Annotated in this window: 17 protein-coding genes and 1 other annotated feature; of the genes, 9 read left to right on the forward strand and 8 right to left on the reverse strand. The window is 27.2% G+C overall.

Features of this window, described 5'->3' with window-relative positions; translation table 11 throughout:
- The first annotated feature begins 342 nt into the window (after positions 1–342).
- Complete coding sequence (locus tag NSA50_RS16140; protein WP_195429459.1) at positions 343–1413, forward strand: GNAT family N-acetyltransferase; 1071 nt, start codon at positions 343–345, stop codon at positions 1411–1413.
- A gap of 268 nt (positions 1414–1681) precedes the next feature.
- Positions 1682–2395, forward strand: coding sequence for a pyruvate formate-lyase-activating protein (gene pflA / locus NSA50_RS16145; RefSeq protein WP_195263316.1), 714 nt, complete (start codon positions 1682–1684; stop codon positions 2393–2395).
- A 60-nt stretch (positions 2396–2455) separates the two neighbouring features.
- On the opposite strand, the gene NSA50_RS16150 is transcribed toward pflA, so the two are convergent.
- From NSA50_RS16150 to NSA50_RS16160, 3 genes are all read right to left on the reverse strand, one after another.
- Positions 2456–3085 carry a 3'-5' exonuclease gene (locus tag NSA50_RS16150; RefSeq protein WP_195263317.1) on the reverse strand — a complete coding sequence of 210 codons (630 nt, stop codon included), beginning with the start codon at positions 3083–3085 and terminating at the stop codon, positions 2456–2458.
- A gap of 138 nt (positions 3086–3223) precedes the next feature.
- Positions 3224–4129 carry an arginase gene (rocF, locus tag NSA50_RS16155; protein ID WP_195263318.1) on the reverse strand — a complete coding sequence of 302 codons (906 nt, stop codon included), beginning with the start codon at positions 4127–4129 and terminating at the stop codon, positions 3224–3226.
- A 563-nt stretch (positions 4130–4692) separates the two neighbouring features.
- Positions 4693–5337, reverse strand: coding sequence for a hypothetical protein (locus NSA50_RS16160; protein ID WP_195263319.1), 645 nt, complete (start codon positions 5335–5337; stop codon positions 4693–4695).
- A 343-nt stretch (positions 5338–5680) separates the two neighbouring features.
- Here NSA50_RS16160 and NSA50_RS16165 point away from each other — a divergent pair, with 343 nt between their 5' ends.
- Positions 5681–7132 carry an LCP family glycopolymer transferase gene (locus NSA50_RS16165; protein WP_257446723.1) on the forward strand — a complete coding sequence of 484 codons (1452 nt, stop codon included), beginning with the start codon at positions 5681–5683 and terminating at the stop codon, positions 7130–7132.
- Positions 7133–7245: 113 nt separating this feature from the next.
- Positions 7246–7896 carry a site-2 protease family protein gene (locus NSA50_RS16170; protein ID WP_195263321.1) on the forward strand — a complete coding sequence of 217 codons (651 nt, stop codon included), beginning with the start codon at positions 7246–7248 and terminating at the stop codon, positions 7894–7896.
- A 148-nt stretch (positions 7897–8044) separates the two neighbouring features.
- On the opposite strand, the gene NSA50_RS16175 is transcribed toward NSA50_RS16170, so the two are convergent.
- Positions 8045–9553 (reverse strand): Ppx/GppA phosphatase family protein, encoded by a 1509-nt coding sequence (locus NSA50_RS16175; protein WP_257446728.1) that lies wholly within the window; start codon positions 9551–9553, stop codon positions 8045–8047.
- Between the two features lie 168 nt (positions 9554–9721).
- Positions 9722–9929: a binding site (T-box leader), on the forward strand.
- 61 nt (positions 9930–9990) lie between these two features.
- Here NSA50_RS16175 and argS point away from each other — a divergent pair.
- Both argS and NSA50_RS16185 read left to right on the forward strand, forming a co-directional pair.
- Complete coding sequence (argS, locus tag NSA50_RS16180; protein WP_195263323.1) at positions 9991–11682, forward strand: arginine--tRNA ligase; 1692 nt, start codon at positions 9991–9993, stop codon at positions 11680–11682.
- Positions 11683–11844: 162 nt separating this feature from the next.
- Complete coding sequence (locus NSA50_RS16185; RefSeq protein ID WP_257446731.1) at positions 11845–12933, forward strand: AI-2E family transporter; 1089 nt, start codon at positions 11845–11847, stop codon at positions 12931–12933.
- Positions 12934–12989: 56 nt separating this feature from the next.
- On the opposite strand, the gene NSA50_RS16190 is transcribed toward NSA50_RS16185, so the two are convergent.
- The 3 genes from NSA50_RS16190 to NSA50_RS16200 are packed head-to-tail and all read right to left on the reverse strand — an operon-like array spanning position 12990 to position 15163.
- Positions 12990–13154 (reverse strand): FeoB-associated Cys-rich membrane protein, encoded by a 165-nt coding sequence (locus NSA50_RS16190; RefSeq protein ID WP_195263325.1) that lies wholly within the window; start codon positions 13152–13154, stop codon positions 12990–12992.
- A gap of 14 nt (positions 13155–13168) precedes the next feature.
- Positions 13169–14929, reverse strand: coding sequence for a ferrous iron transport protein B (feoB, locus tag NSA50_RS16195; RefSeq protein WP_195263326.1), 1761 nt, complete (start codon positions 14927–14929; stop codon positions 13169–13171).
- A 12-nt stretch (positions 14930–14941) separates the two neighbouring features.
- Positions 14942–15163 carry a FeoA family protein gene (locus NSA50_RS16200; RefSeq protein WP_195263327.1) on the reverse strand — a complete coding sequence of 74 codons (222 nt, stop codon included), beginning with the start codon at positions 15161–15163 and terminating at the stop codon, positions 14942–14944.
- A gap of 289 nt (positions 15164–15452) precedes the next feature.
- On the opposite strand from NSA50_RS16200, the gene NSA50_RS16205 reads away from it, so the two are divergent.
- The gene (locus tag NSA50_RS16205; RefSeq protein ID WP_195263328.1) at positions 15453–16253 is read left to right on the forward strand and encodes a ribonuclease H-like domain-containing protein; all 801 of its coding nucleotides are present in this window, start codon (positions 15453–15455) and stop codon (positions 16251–16253) included.
- A gap of 95 nt (positions 16254–16348) precedes the next feature.
- Here the strand turns inward: NSA50_RS16205 and NSA50_RS16210 are convergent, their stop codons facing one another.
- Entirely contained in the window at positions 16349–17170 is an 822-nt protein-coding gene (locus NSA50_RS16210; protein ID WP_195429571.1) for a ComEC/Rec2 family competence protein, read from the reverse strand.
- A gap of 247 nt (positions 17171–17417) precedes the next feature.
- Between NSA50_RS16210 and NSA50_RS16215 the strand changes: the two genes are divergently transcribed.
- Entirely contained in the window at positions 17418–18128 is a 711-nt protein-coding gene (locus tag NSA50_RS16215; RefSeq protein WP_195263329.1) for a lysophospholipid acyltransferase family protein, read from the forward strand.
- 363 nt (positions 18129–18491) lie between these two features.
- Positions 18492–20240 (forward strand): phosphoenolpyruvate carboxykinase (ATP), encoded by a 1749-nt coding sequence (locus NSA50_RS16220; protein ID WP_195429465.1) that lies wholly within the window; start codon positions 18492–18494, stop codon positions 20238–20240.
- Positions 20241–20376: the final 136 nt, after the last annotated feature.

The raw sequence follows: 20376 nt of genomic DNA on the forward strand, positions 1-20376 counted from the left end.
AAAATTTCCTCTAAAATTTTTCTAGAAGTGTTGATTCTATTAAAGTATATTAGATTGCTTAAAAATTTAGTTTAATAAAACAACACTAAAAGTTTAGAAATACTAAATAAAAAATAAGGTGTTTGAAATTACTGAAAATTATTATATCTTTAAAATGCAGAAGAAATCAATATTTTCAAATTATTACCTCTAATAAGATTAATTAGTATTATTAAAAAAATATTAAATTTAAATTACTTAGTTCTTATATTAAGTCTATATATCTTGATAAAACGTGGATTTTATGAGATAGTAGACTATATATTAACTGGAAGAATAAAGTAAATATTTATAGGTGAGATAATGAATGAAAAGTTAAGTTTATATAGAAGAAATGGAAAGATAGCGTATATAAGGAAACCTAGCTTTGAAGAGCTATCTTTTGTTAAGGAATTATGGGGAAATAAAGAGAATATGGGTGAGGTTGGTGAAGCATATTCATTTCCAAGAGAAAAATGGGAAATGTTTTACAAGAAAATGGTGCAACCTACCGATGGAAAAAACTTTTATTGTTTGGTGTATACTACTGATGATAAGGCCATTGGGGAAGTAAGTTTTCATGGATATAATTCTGCAACTAAGGTGGCAAGAATAAATATAAAAATACATCATGAATATAGAAGAATGGGATATGGAGAAGAAGCCTTAAGATTACTTTTAGAGTATTATTTTTTAGAGTTCGGTGGAGAAGCAATAATAGATACAGTAAAAACAAGTGAAGCTAAATCTTTATTGAAAAAAGTTGGATTCGAAGAAATAAATAATTTTAGAAAGCAATACACATATAAATTAACTAAGAATAATTTTTTAAATTGTAAAATAAATAATAAGAAAAAGATTGCTCTTTTAGTTTACGATGATATAGAGATAATGGAATATTCAATTGCATTTAGTATATTCAATAAGATAAATGAACTTTTGGAAGATGATTACTTTGAAATACATTCCGTATCAAGTAAAGCAAAAATTAAATCAAATAATATAGATATAGCAGTTGATAAAATAGCAAGTAAAGATATGTATAATCCTAATATAGTTATAATTCCTGGGGGCGTAGGGGTAGCTAGTGCTACTAATGATAGTGTGCTGATGAATTATATAAGAGAAAGATATAATGAGTGTGATTATATAACTACTTTTTCTAACGGAATCTATTTTCTCGATAAGTTTAATGATATAAATGGAGTTGCAATTCCTGAATCTAAATGGAAAATAGAAGGTGCAATAGAAATTAAGAAATCATTTGTTGATAACGGTAAATTAATGTTTGCTTCAAATATGGTTGGAATTATAGAACTTTGTGTAGAAATTGTTAAAAAGTTTGCTGGTGAAGATATAAGCAAGGAACTATATAAAGAATTAGGAGCTATATAAGGATCTTGGAGCTATATAATATAGAAAGTTATTTATGAAATTTAATAGAATATATGGAATCATATGAGATATATTTATTAGATGTAGATATATCTTTTCTATTAAAAATATAGTAACTAAAAAAAGCAAATGAATTCAGATAATTTTTAATGAAACAGGAGAGTCTTAGACATCCGCTTTAAATAATAGACAATTTGTTGTATAAAAATTATAATAAATAAGACAATATGATTTTGTTGTTAGTTGTCCAAAAGAGGAGAAGATAAATATGCTAAAAGGTAGAATTCATTCAATTGAAAGTATGGGGCTAGTTGATGGACCAGGGATTAGAGTAGTAGTATTTTTTCAAGGGTGTAAATTAAGATGTCTTTATTGTCATAACCCAGATACATGGAGTGAAAATGAAGGTGATGAGTATACTTCAGAAGAATTAGTTAAAAAAATAAAAAGATTTAAAAGTTATTTTACGACTTCAGGAGGAGGAGTTACTTTTTCAGGTGGAGACCCATTAAGACAATCAGAGTTTTTATTAGATGTTCTTAAGGAATGTAAGGGAGAAGGAATACATACGTGTTTAGATACATCAGGTGTAGGATTCGGAGAATATGATGAAATTTTAAAATATACTGATTTAGTATTATATGATGTCAAGCATTTATCAGAAGTTGGATATAAAGACATGACAGGTTTTAAAATAGATGAAACAAATAAATTTTTAGAAGCATGCAAAAATGCTGGTACTAAGCTTTGGATAAGACAAGTAGTTGTACCAGGAAAGACAGATAGTGAAGAGTACATGCAAGAACTTAAAGAGTTTGTTAATTCATTAAAAAATGTTGAAAAGGTAGAATTATTGCCATATCATTTATTAGGTGTAAATAAATACGAAACATTAGGATTAAAATATAGATTGGATGGAACGCCAGCTATGGATAAAGAAAAGTGTAAATTACTTAAAGAAAAGTTTTTTAGTGAATTTTAAAGCTTATTTTAAGTAATAATAAATCCCTAGAAATTTTTCTAGGGATTTATTATTAAAAAATTATTTTTTTAATAGATTTGAAAAATATCCTGCAGGAATCAATCCTTTTTTCATACCTTGTATAACTGTCAAATAAGTAGCTGCTGTATCAAATCTAGCATCATGATAGTTTCCACTACCCTCAAATAGTTCATTTGCCTTATTTGCTATTTGATCCTCAGAAATTTGAAGAAAATCTATAACTTCTGCAAGTTTAGGATTTTTTATATTTCCAGATGGACTTGGTAAATTGCAAAGAGACTTATAATATGCCATAGTACAAAATGTATTTTTAGGCTCCCAAGTTGTATCTATAAGACCTGCTTCCCAAAGTTGTTGTAATTCATGTTTTAAAAATTTTATATCGAATTGAACATTATGTCCTATTATAAAATCTGCATCAAAGAAATCTGGCATAAACTCATGGACACAATCTAAAAATTCTTTACCTTCTGAAAGGTCATATAGTTTTTCAAGTGAAAATCCATGAATAGCTTCAGCACCTTCATCCATACTATCAACTGTGAAGAAAAAGTTTTTTCCTGTAGTTTTTTGTGGTTTAACTGAAGCATCTATAACTATATAACTTAACTGACATATATTACCTGGCTTTATGCTAGTTGTTTCTGTATCAAAAAATAGTAGTTTCATTTTATCCTCCTAAGATTAAGTTTCTTATTATATAATAACATAAATTTAAAGAAAGTCCTAAAACATAATTATGGAACTAAGAGATATATTTAATAATAAAAAAATAACTAATAGAAATCTATTAGCTATTTTTCTTATTTATTTTCCTTCAAAAGCTTTAGAAATTACCTTTAATAATTCAAGACAAGTTTCTAATGTCTTTTTATTATCATCTAAGGCTGGATTAAATTCTACAAAATCCATAGCTCTAACTAATGAAGTGTTTATTATAGTTTCAATTACTTGTTTTCCTTCTGAGAAGGTTAATCCATCTTCTACTGGAGTTCCTGTTCCTGGAACATAAGAAGGATCTAGGCTATCAATATCAAAGCTAAAATGAATATTTTTTACATTTCTCATTTTTAAAGCTTCTAAAAGTTCTTTTAATACAATGTCTATGCCCTTAGTTTTAATATCTTTCATGGTCCATACGTTAAGATTATATTCCTTGATTAATTCAAGTTCACCTAAATCTAAGTCTCTGCAACCTAATAAAAATACATTTTCAGGTTTAACCTTTTTGCTAGAAGAATAAAGGTTAGTCAAAATTTCATGGCCTATTCCCATGGAACTAGCTAAAGGCATTCCGTGAATGTTTCCAGATGGGGAAGTCTCGTGTGTATTTATATCACCATGAGCATCCACCCAAACTACTGCAAGATCTTCATCAAAAAATTTACTTGAGCCAGCAACACTACCTATAGCAAGTGAATGATCTCCACCTATAACTAAAGGAAGATATGACTTACTTAATGACTCATAAACTTTATCAGCTAGTCCAACATTTGATCTCACAACTTCATCTAAATACTTCATTTTTGCGTTAGCTGCGTATTTATCATTTGAAGAAACATTTTTTACATGAACTTCGCCCATATCACAGACTTGGTGGCTTTTATTAAAGATATCTAGAAGGTTGTTCTCTCTTAAAATTTTTGGCCCATTTTCAACTCCAGGATTATCACATCCATAGAATATAGGCATATCAATAATACTAATATTCATAAAACAAACCTCCGATTTGGAATAATTTTTTTAGGGCAATAAATATATATTAATAGCTTCAAATCGATATGTAAATAAAAAAATGTGAAAAAAATATTACAATTACACAATTTTTAAATATATTATGAAAATATTAACTAAATACATATTATAATTATACTTTTTTGTCTTAAAATGTGAAAAAAAATCAAAATAGAAAGAAAAAAATTATAAATTCTATTTTGACTTATATAAAAATTCTATTTATTCATATAGTATTTAATATATCTAAAAATTGGGGGAAAGATATATAATTATTTTATCAATATACTATATAATTATTATTCATAATATATCTTTACATATAATTTAGATAGTATTTGATTTGTAAAGCCCCAGCATTTCCACTATTATTTAGGATTATGAATAAAATTTAGAATGTATGCTTATAAATTAATAAGAGTGTTTCTTAAATAAATTAGTTTATAATTTATTTATTCCCTTATTGAGATTTGTTATTCTTTATCTATAATCAAATAAAAAAAAGGAGCATATGCCCCTTTTTATGTTAATGAAGGTATTTATTATGATATCATTTCACTTAACTTTTGTAGTGCTTCTTCTCTTGTATCAAAAGAAAATTTATTATCTTTAATATAGTTTTGATCTATTTCTGGTAAATTTGATAATGGCTTAGAATCAGAGTAAACCTTTTTTTCAGATTCAATTATATTACCATTAGAATCTGTTTTGAATAAGCTTATAAATCCATTTTCTTCGCCTAAATAGTATTTATTAGATTCAAATTTACTTGTATTTATAGCGGTATCTCTTGTATAAACTAATTTATTACTATCCCATTCGGAAAGAACATATCCCTGAACTGATAGTTCTTCGCTCAAATCTTCTTTTGTAAGATTTTCATTTAAATTTAATTTGCTTTTTAAATTAATTAGATTTTCAGCCATATCTATATTATCATTTGTTTTTAGCATTATATAAATATTATCATCTAAATATTTATTATTTTCACTATATACAGTTTCATTTTGAGCTTCTGCATTATTTATATCTCTATTTGGATTAGTTACATAATCGGTTATAAAGTAACTTAAGCAAAAGCAAATTGCTAATAATGAAACAAATGAAACCAACATAGCAGCTTTTTGTTTTTTACTAATATTCTTTTTAGTGGATTTGAAGTTTGATTTATTATTTAAATTATCCATATTTATCACCCCTTGTTCCTATTATTGACAAATAAGTATAAATTTAAACTGCATAAAATAAAAAAAGTATATTATTTTATATAGATATTTATGATTAAGATTAAATTTCGTAATATAGCAAATGCTAATATAGAGGTTAGAAGAGGAATTAATCTTTAAAAAAAGATACATTTTCGTATGAATGATGTAAATAAATGATATAAATAATATAAATATGAAGAATAATATAGTTTGTTATATATTTGTAACAAAGATGACAAATAAATTTAGTATAATGTAATGGATATTGTTGTAAAAATAGAGGTCTTGGTTATATAATAATAGAGTAGAGGGAGGAATTAGGATGAGCGAAAATGATTCAGTGAAAAGAAAAAGTTCTAATAGTAAAAAGAAAATTAAAAAAAGAAATAAAAAGAAAATTATATTAATATCTATCATAAGCATATTAGCAGTAGTAGCAATACTTATAGCGACAGGTTGGGGGTATTATAATCATATTAGAAATAAAATTTATGTAGAATATAAGCCGGAAAATAAGAATGAAACTAGCTACAATGAGGTAGATGGAATTACAAATGTTTTATTAATAGGAACTGATGGAAGAACCTTAGATGAGCCAGCAAGATCGGATTCAATTATTGTAGCTACATTAGATAATAACAATAAAAAAGTTAAGTTAACATCAATAATGAGAGATACAGTAGTTAACATACCTGAATATGGAGAAAATAAAATTAATGCTGCATTTGCATTTGGAAGTTCTGAAGAAGATGAAAATGGAAAACTTAAAGGAGCTGAAGGTGGAGCAGCCTTAGTAATGGAGACTATAGAAGAAAACTTCAATTTACATTTAGATAAATATATTATAGTAAACTTTTGGGGGTTTGAAGCTATAATAGATGAAATTGGTGGAATTGAAGTAGATATAAAAGATTATGAAATAGATGAAGTGAATAAATATATAGGTGAATCAACAGGAGTGAATTCTCCTCCAATTACTGAAACAGGACTTCAAAAAGTAAATGGACAACAAGCTCTATCTTATGCAAGAATAAGATATGTTGGAAATGGAGATTTTGAAAGAGGACAAAGGCAAAGTAAAGTATTACATGAAGTTGCTAAAAATTTAAAGGAAGTAAATCCTTTAAAATATGTAAGCATAGCTAATACTTTATCAGAGCATGTTAAAACTAACATAGATATACCAGAAGCTTTAAATTTAGCTTATACAATTTATAAGTTACCAAGCTTAGACTTTGAGCAATTACAAATACCACAAACAGAGCTTATTGCAAGGGACAATCTATATAAGGATAGAGGATGGTGTTTATTAATAGATTTAGAACAAAATTCTAAGGTTCTGCATGACTTTATTTTTAATAATAAACTACCTAATCCAGAAGAATTTGATTTATTATCAGTTGAAAATGTTGCTGCAGCTTATAATGCAGAAGAAGCTAGATATAATTCTTTATACAACATCAAACCAGAAGAATATAATGATAAAAATACAGATGCTATTCCAGAGCCAACTCCAGATAGGGATGTTGTAAAACCACCAGCAAGTGGAGGAACAACTAATCCACCGACAGGAGGAACAAGTAATCCACCAGCAAGTGGAGGAAATGGTACAACTAATCCACCAGCAAATGGGGGAAATGAAACAACAAAACCGCCAGTAAATGGAGGAAACGAAACAACTAATCCACCAGCAAGCGGAGGAAATGAAACAACGCCACCAGCAAATGGAGAAAATAATCCTGAAAAACCTCAAGGCGAAAAACCAAATCAATAAAATTTTAAAGGGCTTTACTATTAGTAGAGTCCCTTTTTATTAAAAAAATATAAACAAGGGTATTAAGTTTAATAAATATGGTATAATCATAAAAAAGAATAAGGAGGACTAGGATGTTAGGATCAAACTATTTATTAACTAAGATATTAACAGTGCCTGCAATTTTGATAGCTTTTGTTGCTCAAGGATATGCAAAAGCTAAAGTGGCAGATAAGTTAGGAGATAAAACGCCAAGATTTCAGGGAAGATTAACATTAAATCCGACAGCTCATATTGATATTATTGGATTTATTATGATTTTATTAGTAGGATTTGGGTGGACTAAACCAGTGGATACTAATCCAAGTGCATATAAGAGAGGTCAGAAGGATGCAATAAAGGTAACTATGGCAGCTCCTCTTGCAAATTTATTAGTTGGATTTGTAGGAATGTTCATATATGCATTATGGTCTTATATAGCATATAGCATTTTACCATCATCAACTTATAGTATAGTTGGTATTGCCCTATATCTTATATCAGCTATAAATATAAACTTATTTGTATTTAATTTAATTCCACTTCCAGGACTTGCAGGATTTGAATTGTTTAGGGAGTTAAACCCTAGAAGCTTTTATAAAGTTGCAGATAAGCTTTATCAATATCAAATGGTTATTCTTTTAGCAATTGTTGTAGTAGGTCAATTTATCTTGACAATTCCATCAAATTTAATCATTAATCTATTTAGTAAAATAGCTTTTGGAGTTTTAGGAATAATATTTTAATATAAAAGTAGATTCAATAGAAAGAAGTGTAATTAAAAGCCAGATTTACTGAGTTCTTAACTACACTTAAATGAATCTACTTTTTTATTATTTTAGCAATTTTCTTTAATATGGGTAAATTATAATCAAATTCTATTAAGTTAATAATTTAAATAGCTGTTATAATAAGCTCTTTCCCATATATTTCTTTAAATTTTTCACCTGCTCTTAAGGCTTGGCGAATTTCAAAGTCAACATCTATATCTGAAGAAACTTTAATTGTTACTGTATCACTATCAAATGATACGTTAAGTTCTTTAACTGCACCAACAAGGCTTCTATCTAAACCTTCAGCTATTTTAACAAGTACTCCAATAAGTTTTGCAGAGCGTAAATCTAATTGGCTAATAACTGATGAAAATGGAGCTAAAGGTGTTTGATAGTTATTAAACCTATGTGAAGCTGCAATAGCAGCACTCATAAGAAGTTCCTTATGTGTTAACCCATTTATATAAGAATTTAATATTATATAAAATGAATGTTTATGATGTCCATAATAGTTAATACTAATACCACAATCATGTAGCATAGAAGATGTTTTTATAATATTTAAATATTCATCTCCTAAATGATGTAGTGGTTTTAAAGAATTAAATAAATTATAAGCTATTTTAAATACATTTAGTGCATGACTCTTGTCACTATTTAACGTTTCTAATATTCCATTTATACTATAATCTAGCATGTCTTCTGGTATTGGATATTTATTATTAAGATATTCATACATTAAGCCTTCTCTAAGGCCTCTTCCTGAAATTATTATCTTATTACATTGAACCATATTAGCTATTTTCTTAAAGATAGCGGTTCCTCCAACTATTATATCTGCAAGCTCTGGGTCTATTCCATCTAATTTTTGTCTTTGCTTAAAGTCCTTACATTTTAATAAATTAAATATTTCTTGAACATCAATATCAGAAAGCTCGTAGTTATGAGGAATATCAAAAGGATATCTTTTTCTAACTCTATCTATTTTACCAATATTTCTAACTATAGATGCAATACCTATTATTGAGTCAAATTTAGTTTCCATAAGCCAGCTTATATCATTTAACTTTTCAGATATGAAATTAAGTGCATCAGTTAAATCTTTAGGTAATATTCTATCTTTTAAATTAAATTTATATGTTAGATTTACACTTCCTATAGGTAAGGTAACACTTTTTATTATTTTATCCCCTTGAACCCAAGCTAAATGAGTATCTGTACCAGCAACTTCAATCATTAAAGAATTGCCTATATAAATGCTTCTTCTTATTCCAAAAAAGTTATAATAAATTTCTTCGTCGCAACTTAAAACTCTAATATCAATATCTAATTCTTTTTTAATAAGAGGAAGAAGAATATCTTTATTTTTAGCTTCCCTTAAAGATTCAGTAGCAACAGCAAATATTTTATTTGCACCTGAAACAGTACAAAGTGATTTATATGCTCTAAGTGTAGAAAGTATAGTTTTAGAGTTTTCGTTACATATTCCGTAATCAGTAACTAAATCATGACATAATCTGATAGATGTTTTTAATTCATCTATTATTTTAAAATATCCATTTTCATTAACTTCCGTTAACATAAGTCTAAGAGAACTTGGACCTATATCGATAATACCAACTCTATCCATATTGACTCCTTAAGTAAATATTATGAAAATTATTTTTGTTATAGATATTATATCACTTTAATTAATAAAGTATAGGTAAGAGTTAAATATATTTATATAAGTATACCTTTTTTATTGACAATAAAAGTTTTGTTTATGTATAATGTTTATATTAAATTAGAATAAGTATTAATATCTATGAAGAGGAGAGTACTATATTTGATTCTTTAAGCGAGTAAGGGGTGGTGTAAGCCTTATAAGATAGAATATTAGGAAGAGAGCCTTGGAGATAGCTACTGAAATTTTATTAGTAGGATAGTTCGTATTGCTGCGTTAAAGCATTGAGTGGCATTTTATGCAATCAGAGTGGTACCGCGGGATTTTTTCCGTCTCTTATTTATTTAAGAGACGGATTTTTTATTTTTCAAATTATTAGTAAAAATTAAGGAGGATACATAATGGATTACAAGAAAAAAGTTGCAGAAGCAATAAGTAAATATGTTGATATGGATATTGAAAACATAGAAAAATTAATAGAAATTCCACCAAAGAGTGATATGGGAGATTATGCATTTCCATGCTTTCAATTAGCAAAAACTTTTAGAAAAGCTCCTAATATGATATCAGAGGAGTTAGCTGGTAAAATAGACAATGATGGATTCGAAAAGATAATTAATGTTGGGCCATATGTTAATTTCTTTGCAGATAAAAGTATCTTTACTAAAAATACAATAGAAAAAGTATTAACAGAAGGCGATGAATATGGTTCATCTAATGTAGGAGAAGGAAAAACTATTTGTGTTGAATATTCATCACCTAATATAGCAAAGCCATTCCATGTTGGACATTTATTTACAACAGCAATAGGAAATTCATTATATAAGATATTTAAGAAAGAAGGATATAATGTTGAGGGAATAAATCATTTAGGTGACTGGGGAACTCAATTTGGAAAGCTTATATCTGCATATAAAAGATGGGGAAATGAAGAGGCATTAGAAAAGAATGCTATAGATGAATTATTAAGAATATATGTTAAGTTCCATGATGAAGCAGAAAAGGATCCTGCACTTGAAGATGAAGGAAGAGCTTACTTTAAAGCATTAGAAGATGGAGATAAAGAAGTAGAAGCTTTATGGAAGAGATTTAGAGATTTAAGCTTAAAAGAATTTGAAAGAATATATGAAATTTTTGATGTTAAATTTGATTCATATGCAGGTGAAGCATTCTATAATGATAAAATGGATGTTGTAGTAAATGAATTAAAGGAAAAGAATTTGTTAGTTGAAAGTAATGGTGCACAAGTAGTTATGCTTGATGAATACAATATGCCTCCATGTATAGTACTTAAAGGTGATGGAGCATCAATATATGCAACAAGAGACTTAGCTGCTGCAATGTATAGAAAGAAGAAATATGATTTCTATAAGAGCATATATGTAGTTGGAACACCACAAGCACTACACTTTAAACAAGTATTTAAGGTATTAGAGCTTGCAGGCCATGAATGGGCAAAAGATTGTGTTCATGTAGGCTTCGGACTTGTAAAATTTGCAGATAGAAAACTTTCAACTAGAAAAGGTGAAGTTATTTTATTAGATGACTTAATAAAAGAATCTATAGATAAAACATTAGAAGTAATAAATGAAAAAAATCCAAACTTAGAAAATAAAGAGGAAGTGGCTAAAAAGATAGGTGTTGGTGCAGTAGTATTTACTTATCTAAAAAATTCTAGAGAAAAGGATATAGTATTTGATTGGAAGGAAATGCTTTCATTTGATGGCGAAACAGGTCCTTATGTTCAATATTCATATGCAAGAGCAAACAGTATATTAACAAGAGCAGGAGAGCTTAAAGGAAATGCTAATTATTCTAAGCTTTCTTCAAAGGAAGAGTTTGAATTAGTAAAGACATTAGAAGGATTTGCAAAACAAATACATTTAGCAACAGAAAAGTTAGAGCCATCAATTATTACAAGATATGCAATAGAAGTTGCAAAATCATTTAATAAATTCTATAATGCACATTCAGTATTAAACTTAGAAGATGAAGAATTAAAAGAAGCTAGATTGAGTTTAGTAAAAGCAACATGTCAAGTTATCAAAAACTCTTTAGCTTTATTAGGAATTGAAGTTGTTGATAAGATGTAACATAATTGTTTAGGGATGCGAGAATTCGCATCCCTATTTGCATCTAATTTTTATAAAAAATTAACAATAATATGAAAGACTAAATAATACTATTATGATATAATCTATAGAAATCTAAGAGAGGAGTAGATAATTATTTTTAATAATATAAAAAATAAGGATTTGTTAATTACTATTGTTATAGCAATATTAGTTGGGATAGTTGGATTTAAGATTATAGAAAATTATCCGTATTTTTTTAGTATATTAAAGAAGTTTTGGTCTTTAATGTTGCCAGTTTTATATGGGTTAGTATTTGGATATATTTTAAATCCTTTAGTTAAGCTTATAAAAAGAAGGTTTAAGGTAAAAGAAGGTGTTGCAATATTAAGTACTTATTTATTGGTATTAGCAATAATAATATTAGCATCTTTATACTTAATACCTAGTATAATAGATAGTGCTGTTGACATAACAACAAAAATGCCTTCCTATATCCAAGAAACTCAAGAATGGTTAGATAAAATTTTAAATAATCAATCTGTAAAAGAATTTATAAATACTACAGGAACTACGGATAATATTAATCATATCATAGCTCAATTTGGAACAATGGCAGTAACTTTATTAGAAGGTTCAATATCATATATATTTACTATTTCTAGTCAGTTACTTAAACTATTTTTAGGATTATTAATATCTATATATGTTCTGGTAGATAAGGATAGGTTAATAAAAGAAAGTAAAAAAGTAACATTCTTAATACTTAAAGAAAAGAGAGGGAAAAAATTAATAGAAGCTGTTAGAATATATCATAATATGATAGGTGCTTATATAGGAATAAAAGCAGTGGATTCTTCAATTATTGCAGCTATGGCATTAGTTTTACTAACCATAGTTAAGTCAGAATATGCTTTTTTATTAGCTGTTATAGTTGGAATAACTAATATGATTCCATACTTTGGACCATTTATAGGAGAAATAGTGGGATTTTTATTTAATGTTTTTGTATCACCAACTAAAGGATTAATTGTATTTTTAGTATTATTGGCGCTTCAATTATTTGATGGCTGGTATCTAGATCCTAAATTAATAGGAAATAAAGTAGGAGTAAGACCTTTATTTATAATAGTAGCAGTATTAATAGGCGGAGGATTTTATGGAGCTTTAGGGATGCTTTTAGCATCACCAACAGCTGCAACTTTAAAAGTATATTATGAAAGAATAATGAAAAAGAATGAAGCTTTAGTAAAAACTGCAGAAAACAGTTAGTAGTAATAAAAAATGGCTTAATAAAATATCATTGATTTTATTAAGCCATTTTACTTTTAGTTTTTCTTCTCAAGTTTAATTCCATTTTCTTCTTCTTTATAGGCTGAACAATGATTTGAACAGCTTCCACAATTACATTCACCTTTAGAAGATTTTCTTATGTTCTTATATATTGTAAAGCCAGCAAAAGCAACAATAACTAATGTAATTAATATTTCCATAGAAACACCTTCTTTTATATAAATAATTTAGTTATGTTAAAAATTATAAATGAAACTATCCAAGCCAATATAAGTTGATATGAACTTGCAAATAAAGTGAACTTAGTACCATATTCTTTCTTCATTGCACCTAAAACTGATATACAAGGAGTATACAAAAGTACAAAAACTAAGAAAGATATTGCTGATGCTGTAGTAAAATAAATTGGTAACACTACTGATAAGTCACCTGCAAATATGATTCCCATTGATGCGACAACAGTTTCTTTAGCTAGTAATCCAGTTAATAAAGAAACTGAACTTTGCCAGTTACCAAATCCTAAAGGACTAAATATTGGAGCTATTAAGTTTCCGATTGATGCTAAAATACTATCATTAACATCTACCATACCTGAGAAACTGAAGTTCGATAAGAACCAAATAACAACACTCATAGCAAATATTATAGTTCCAGCTTTTACTAAGAAGCTTTTAGCTTTTTCATAAACTTGTTTACCAACATTTTTTATAGAAGGAGCCTTATATTCTGGTAGTTCTATAATAAATGGTTCTTCATCTTTTTTAAATAAAGTATTCTTAAATATTATTCCTAAAATAAATGCTAATATTACACCTAATAAATATAAAAGTGCAACTACTAATCCTGTATAGTTTGGGAAAAATACTGCTGCAAATACAGCATAAACAGGTAATCTAGCGTTACAACTCATTAGTGGAACTAATAAAGCAGTAAGTTTTCTATCTTTTTCGCTTTCTAATGTTCTGGCAGACATTATTGCAGGAACTGTACAACCAAATCCGACAATCATAGGTATAAAAGCTTTACCTGAAAGTCCCATCTTTCTCATTAACTTGTCCATGATAAATGCAACTCTAGCCATATATCCACTATCTTCAAGTATTGATATACATGCAAATAGTGCAAGTATTATAGGCAATAAAACAATAATTCCTCCAACACCAGCTACAATACCATCAACTATCAAAGATTGAAACCATGGAGCGGTATTAGAAAGTAAATCTGATAAATAAGGTAAAAATGAATCATTTAAAAGTCCATCTAACAAATCAGATAATGGTTGTCCAATCCATGCAAATGTAATTTGAAACATTAATGCCATTATTATTATAAATATTGGATATGCAAGCCATGGGTTTAATAAAAAGTTATCTAATTTATCTTTTAATGTAGTTTTAGATTTATCTATTGTTTTATTACATTTATTAAGAATTGATTCTATAAATTCATAAGTTTCTTTTTCGCTATTAAATTCATAATTATATTTATCTATTTTAGATAAATAATTATCTTTCTCAATAACATCTTTAATTTTATCAATGCCTTGTCCTTTAGAAGCAACAATTGGAATTACTGTAACATTCATAAGTTCTGATAATTTAGTATAATCTAAATTAATTCCTTTTTTCTCAGCAATATCAATCATGTTTACAGCTAAAATAATAGGTTTTTTAAATTGTTTTAATTGAGTAGTCAAATAAAGATTTCTATCAATATTTGAGGCGTCTATTATATTTAATATAACATCAACATCGTCATTTTCTAAAAATGCTTTAGATATTTTTTCTTCATTAGAATAAGTATCCATTGCATATATACCAGGTAAATCGACTATTCTAGTATTTCCGAAAAATCCTTCCTTCTTATCTACTGTAACTCCAGCCCAGTTCCCAATTCTTTGGTTTGAACCAGTTAGGTAATTAAAAAGTGTAGTTTTACCTACATTTGGATTTCCAAGCAATGCTACTGTTTTCATTTGTTATTCCCCCTATACAGCTAAAAATATATTTTTAGCATCCTTTTTTCTAATTGCTAAATCAAATCCCCTAAGATTAACTATTATTGGATCACCTAAAGGAGCTACCCTTTTAAGTTCAATTTCAGTTCCTTCAATGCAACCAAGAGCTAATAATCTTTTTGTAAGTTTATCATCACCATTGATGTATTTTATTATAGCTTTTTCCCCTAAATTTAATTCACATAGACTCATATCATCACCTCGTATTGAAAATCATTATCATATTATTATAATACCAAAATGTTAAAATGTAGTCAATATTTTTAAGTGCATAACTGATAAATATTATCAATTATAAAATGTTTTTATATTTAAACTTAGTTATATTTTTGTTGAACATATAATAAATTACATAATATTATATTAAGGTAGGAAGATTTAATTATATTTATTTTTATATTGTTATAAAAGATGATATAATATTATAAGATAAACTAAGGACTTAAAAGGTGATAAATGATAAGGAAGAAAGAGTGGTAATGTGATTATAAGAGAGAATATAATAGAGGTGGATTATTTAGCAAGAGATTTTATGCTAAAAACGGATACAATCAATAGGCCTCCGGAAGAACTAATATTTTTTGATTTAGAGCATTATGTATATAAGAAGCCAAAATGTATAGGAGTCTTTGGAGCTTGTATTTTTGAAAAAAATAAATTGTATGTAACTCAATATATGATTGAAAATAAAGGTGAAGTAATCCAAATTCTTGATTTAGCTAAAAAATATTTTGTTAATATGAAGAGAAAAGGGAAGAAAGCAATTGTTACTTTCTCAGGAAATAATGACTATACAGTTATAAATTATTTGTTTAAAAAATATGGAATAGAATTTAATTTTTCTAAGGAATTTGAGGATATAGATATTCAAAGAGAATATGAAAAAGAAAATGGGCACTCTATAGGTTTGAAGAATCTTGAAAAAGAGTTTGATATTCATAGAGAGGGAGATTTAATTAGTGGATCTAATTTGGCAAAAACTTTTAATAAAGTATTAAAAGATAGAGAGTATATACTAAGAATGCCAAAAGAGAAAATAGAAACTATACTTCTATATAATGAACAGGATGTCACCAATTTATATAACATTTATATGAGATGGACAGCATATCTAAAGAAAGAAGAGGAAATCGAAGAAGAGGAAATTGAAGAAGATGAATATATAGAAGATATAGAAAAAATAGATGAAAATAAAGAATTAGAAAATAACTTTTTTAATATACAAAATAAAAATTTAAAAGATATAAACAAAACGAAAGAAAAAACTTGCATAGATAAATAATAGGATGCATTAAAGGAAAGAAAAGAAAGTTAAAATATTAATTTAAGATTAAAATCTTAAATGATAGATGCTCCTAATAATTTTAGGAGCATCTATCATTTTAAGGATAAACCATCTGATGTTATTACGATGTTTCCATTTATATCTGTTCTATAAATTTCAGCTTCCTTTAATCTTGATAGAACAACATCGGTTGGATGTCCATAAGTATTATCTTCTCCTACGGAAATTACTGCGATAGAAGGATTACTTGCATTTAAGAATTTTTCAGAAGTCGAACTAGAAGATCCATGATGACCTATTTTTAACACATCGCATTTCAAATCAAAGCCAGCATTTAAAACTTCATTTTCAGCAAGCTCTTCAGCATCACCAGTAAATAAAAACGAAGTATTTTTATAAGATATTTTTATAATAGGAGAATAATTGTTTAAATCCTCATATCTGTTAGAGAGAGGAGAAAAAACATCTATTATCACATTATTACCAAGATCTATTGATTTCATATTTGCCTTTAGTATTTTGATTTTTAAATCTTTTCGAATAAGAGATTCTGCCATTGTTTCAAAAGCCTTTGTAGAATTTTCAACCTTAGGTGCATAGAAATTTATAACTTCAAAATTATTAATTATATAGCTCATATTTCCTATATGATCTTCATGGGGGTGAGTTGCAATTACATAATCAAACTTAGATATATTTAATTTCTTAAGATATTTTTTTAACTTATCTTCAGATTCATTAGGTCCAGAATCAATAAGTAAGTTCTTTTTATTTACTTGGATTAATATAGAATCACCTTGACCAACATCAATAAAATGTACTAGCATAGTATTTTTATTAGTTTCTAAATTATTTTCTTTGATATTAATGCTGCATTGGAAAAGCAAAATTATGAGAATAAAGTTTACAAACATATAGAATAGTTTCTTAATCAATTCCTGTCTCCTTGAATAATATAAAATTTAATTATTAGATATTTAAGTAGAGTATTATATATAAGAGATGTAATAAATTTTTTAATGATATATTCTAGTTTAATTTTAAGTTCAAGTTCTTAATAATATATATATATTATAGCCATATAGTAATAAAAATATAATTGAAGAAAAAAATATAAGCATTTATAATAAAGTAAGAAATAAAATATGGTGGTGAAGAATAATGAGTATTTTTAAAATTATTAATTATGGTATATATATGATATTCATGCAATTTAAAGCTATAAAACGTTGGTTTTTAGAAATTACAAAGGGAGAAAAAGCTGCAGTAGATTATAGTGGGAAGGTTGGAGAAGATTGGGCAAGATATACAATACATAATACTCTTAATATGAATGTTACTATAAAAGGTAAAGAGAATATTCCAGATGTTCCATGTTGTTATATAGGAAATCATACTAGTATTCTAGATATTCCTCTTTTAATAAACTCAGTAGGAAAATGTATGGGATTTGTTGCTAAGAAGGAAATGATAAAGGCTCCTGTCTTAGGATATTGGATGAAAAAGTATAATTGTGTTCCTTTAGATAGAGAAAATGCAAGAGAAGCAATTAAAGTTATAAGAGAAGGTGCAGAGAATATAAAAAAAGGCTACAGTATGGCTATATTTCCTGAGGGAACAAGAAGCAAGGATGGAAAGTTAAAAGAATTTAAAAAGGGAAGCTTAAAATTAGCTACAATGGCTAAGGCTCCTGTAGTGCCAGTTTCTATTGATGGGGCATATAGAGCTTATGAAATAGATGGAAAATTTAAATCAATAGATATAACTGTTACATTTGATAAGCCTATATATACTGAAAATTTAACTAGAGAAGAAGAAAAAGGGTTAATGGAAAAGGTCAGAGAAGTAATTGCAAAAAATTTAGGACAATAAAATCATAGTAAGAATAATATATAAACTATACCGTTAAAAGAAAATTAAAGGTATAGTTTATTTTTTTATATTCAAGAAATAATCATATTATAAAAAATATATCTCTAAAATAATTCGGATACGTTGTGAATATATATGATTATTATTAGAAAAGTATTCGCGAATTTGATAAATTTATAAAAATATCTAAGGAAACTTAATATGATTACGTTTTCCTTGTTAAAAAATATAAAAAAGTCGTAATAATTTTTGAAAATTGAAAAAGACTTCTTCCTAAACTTGCAAAATATATGTTATAATATAAAAAAATAGTGCAAAAATGAAATTTTCAATTTATATATATTTCAAAAAGGGGGCAATTGTATGCGTAAAGAGTTTTCAATAAGTAATGATAAGGTATTAATTAATTTTACAGCTAAATATTGTAGTACATTTGAGGAGTTAGTTGAAAGTGAAGGATTTAGAAGGGTAATTGAAACTTATTTAAAAAAGTCTAAAAAGAAAGTTACATTAAGTTGGAGATATTTAAAGTCCGGTTTAAAAACAGAAGATGTTTCACAAATATCAGAAGATTTATCTAAAATATTTAAATATTGTACAGTTTTAAATGTAAATGAAATTGTAGAAGCTAATCCTAATTATTGCGATTTATTTTCAGATAAAGATAAATTCATAGCTTTTGTGGAGGATTTATATTTATTTTGGAGAAGATTAGAAAGATATACAATCATTCATAGTAATAGACGTCAAGCAGGATTATCCGTAGTAAACTTTACGCAAGCTAACTCAGCATTATCTAATTTAATATTAAAATTATATAGAAAAGTTGAAAAAAATGTATTAGGATATAGGCCAAATGTATTTAGACAAATACCTGTTGGGGGAAATGCATCAATCATAATTAATAAAATTCTATGGCCACTACCAAAAGGATATGAAGCTTTAGAAGATATAGAATTTATTGATAGTATTTTATTAGAGACTCCATTTATAACATACCCAAAGAAAAATACTAGAAGTGGAATGTTCACCGAAACTGATAGTAACCCATTAAAATATGCATCTTTAAATAAAGATCATTGGTTCTGTTATCCAGCTAAAGTAGGTGAGCTTATGGCATTTATATACTTCCATAGAGATTTCATGCAGCATGGGATAACTTTATGTAATTTATTTGAAATGGCTAGATGTGAAGAATATAGAGGTAAAAAACCAGATTTAGTCTATGTATTTGGAGCGACAGATGATGAAAATGAAAAGAAAACTGTATTTTATGATGATAAAGAAAATGATATTATGGTAGGTTACGTTAACCATTCCGTAGATATTGATTACTTTGGATATATGAAGAAAATGACGCTTACATTACACAATTTAGTAATGATAAAGAGGGGATATTTACCTATACATGGGGCAATGGTTAATATCGAGCTTAAAGATGGGAATACAGCAAATGTTGTTATAATGGGAGATAGTGGAGCAGGAAAATCAGAAAGTTTAGAAGCGTTTAGAACTTTAAGTGAAGATTATATTAGCAATATGACTATTATATTTGATGATATGGGAACATTTAAAGAAGTAGATGGCAAAATAATTGGATATGGAACAGAAATAGGAGCATTTGTTAGATTAGACGACTTGGATCAAGGATATGCTTTTAAAGAAATTGATAGAAGTATTTTCATGAATCCAGATAAGATAAATGCTAGACTGGTAATGCCAGTGGCACCATATAAAGAAATAGTAAAGGGATATGAAGTTGATTTATTCCTTTACGCAAATAATTATACAGAAGTTAAAGAAGGAGAAAATTCAATCGAATACTTTAAAACTCCAGAGGAGGCTATAAAGGTATTTAAGTCAGGCGCAAGAATGGCTAAAGGAACAACATCAGAAAAGGGGTTAGTTGAAAGCTATTTTGCAAATCCATTTGGACCAGCCCAAAAGCAACAAGAAACGGACATATTAATAGAAAAATACTTTGAAGATATGTTTAACGGAACTGTAAAAGTTGGGCAAATAAAAACCTGTTTAGCTTTAGAAGGCCAAGAAAAAGAAGGACCAAGGAAAGCAGCAATAGAATTATTTAATATTATAAAAAAATTGAAATAAAGAATTAAGAAAGGGGCTGTTGCAAAAGCAACTAGCCGAATAAATGGGAAAAGGTGGATTCAATAGAATCCACCTTTTTTGCATAAACTTAAATCATGAAACTATTCAGTTTATACAATACTAATCAACAATTAGT

Source organism: Clostridium mucosae (assembly GCF_024622765.1).
In the GTDB taxonomy this organism is placed as follows: domain Bacteria; phylum Bacillota; class Clostridia; order Clostridiales; family Clostridiaceae; genus Clostridium.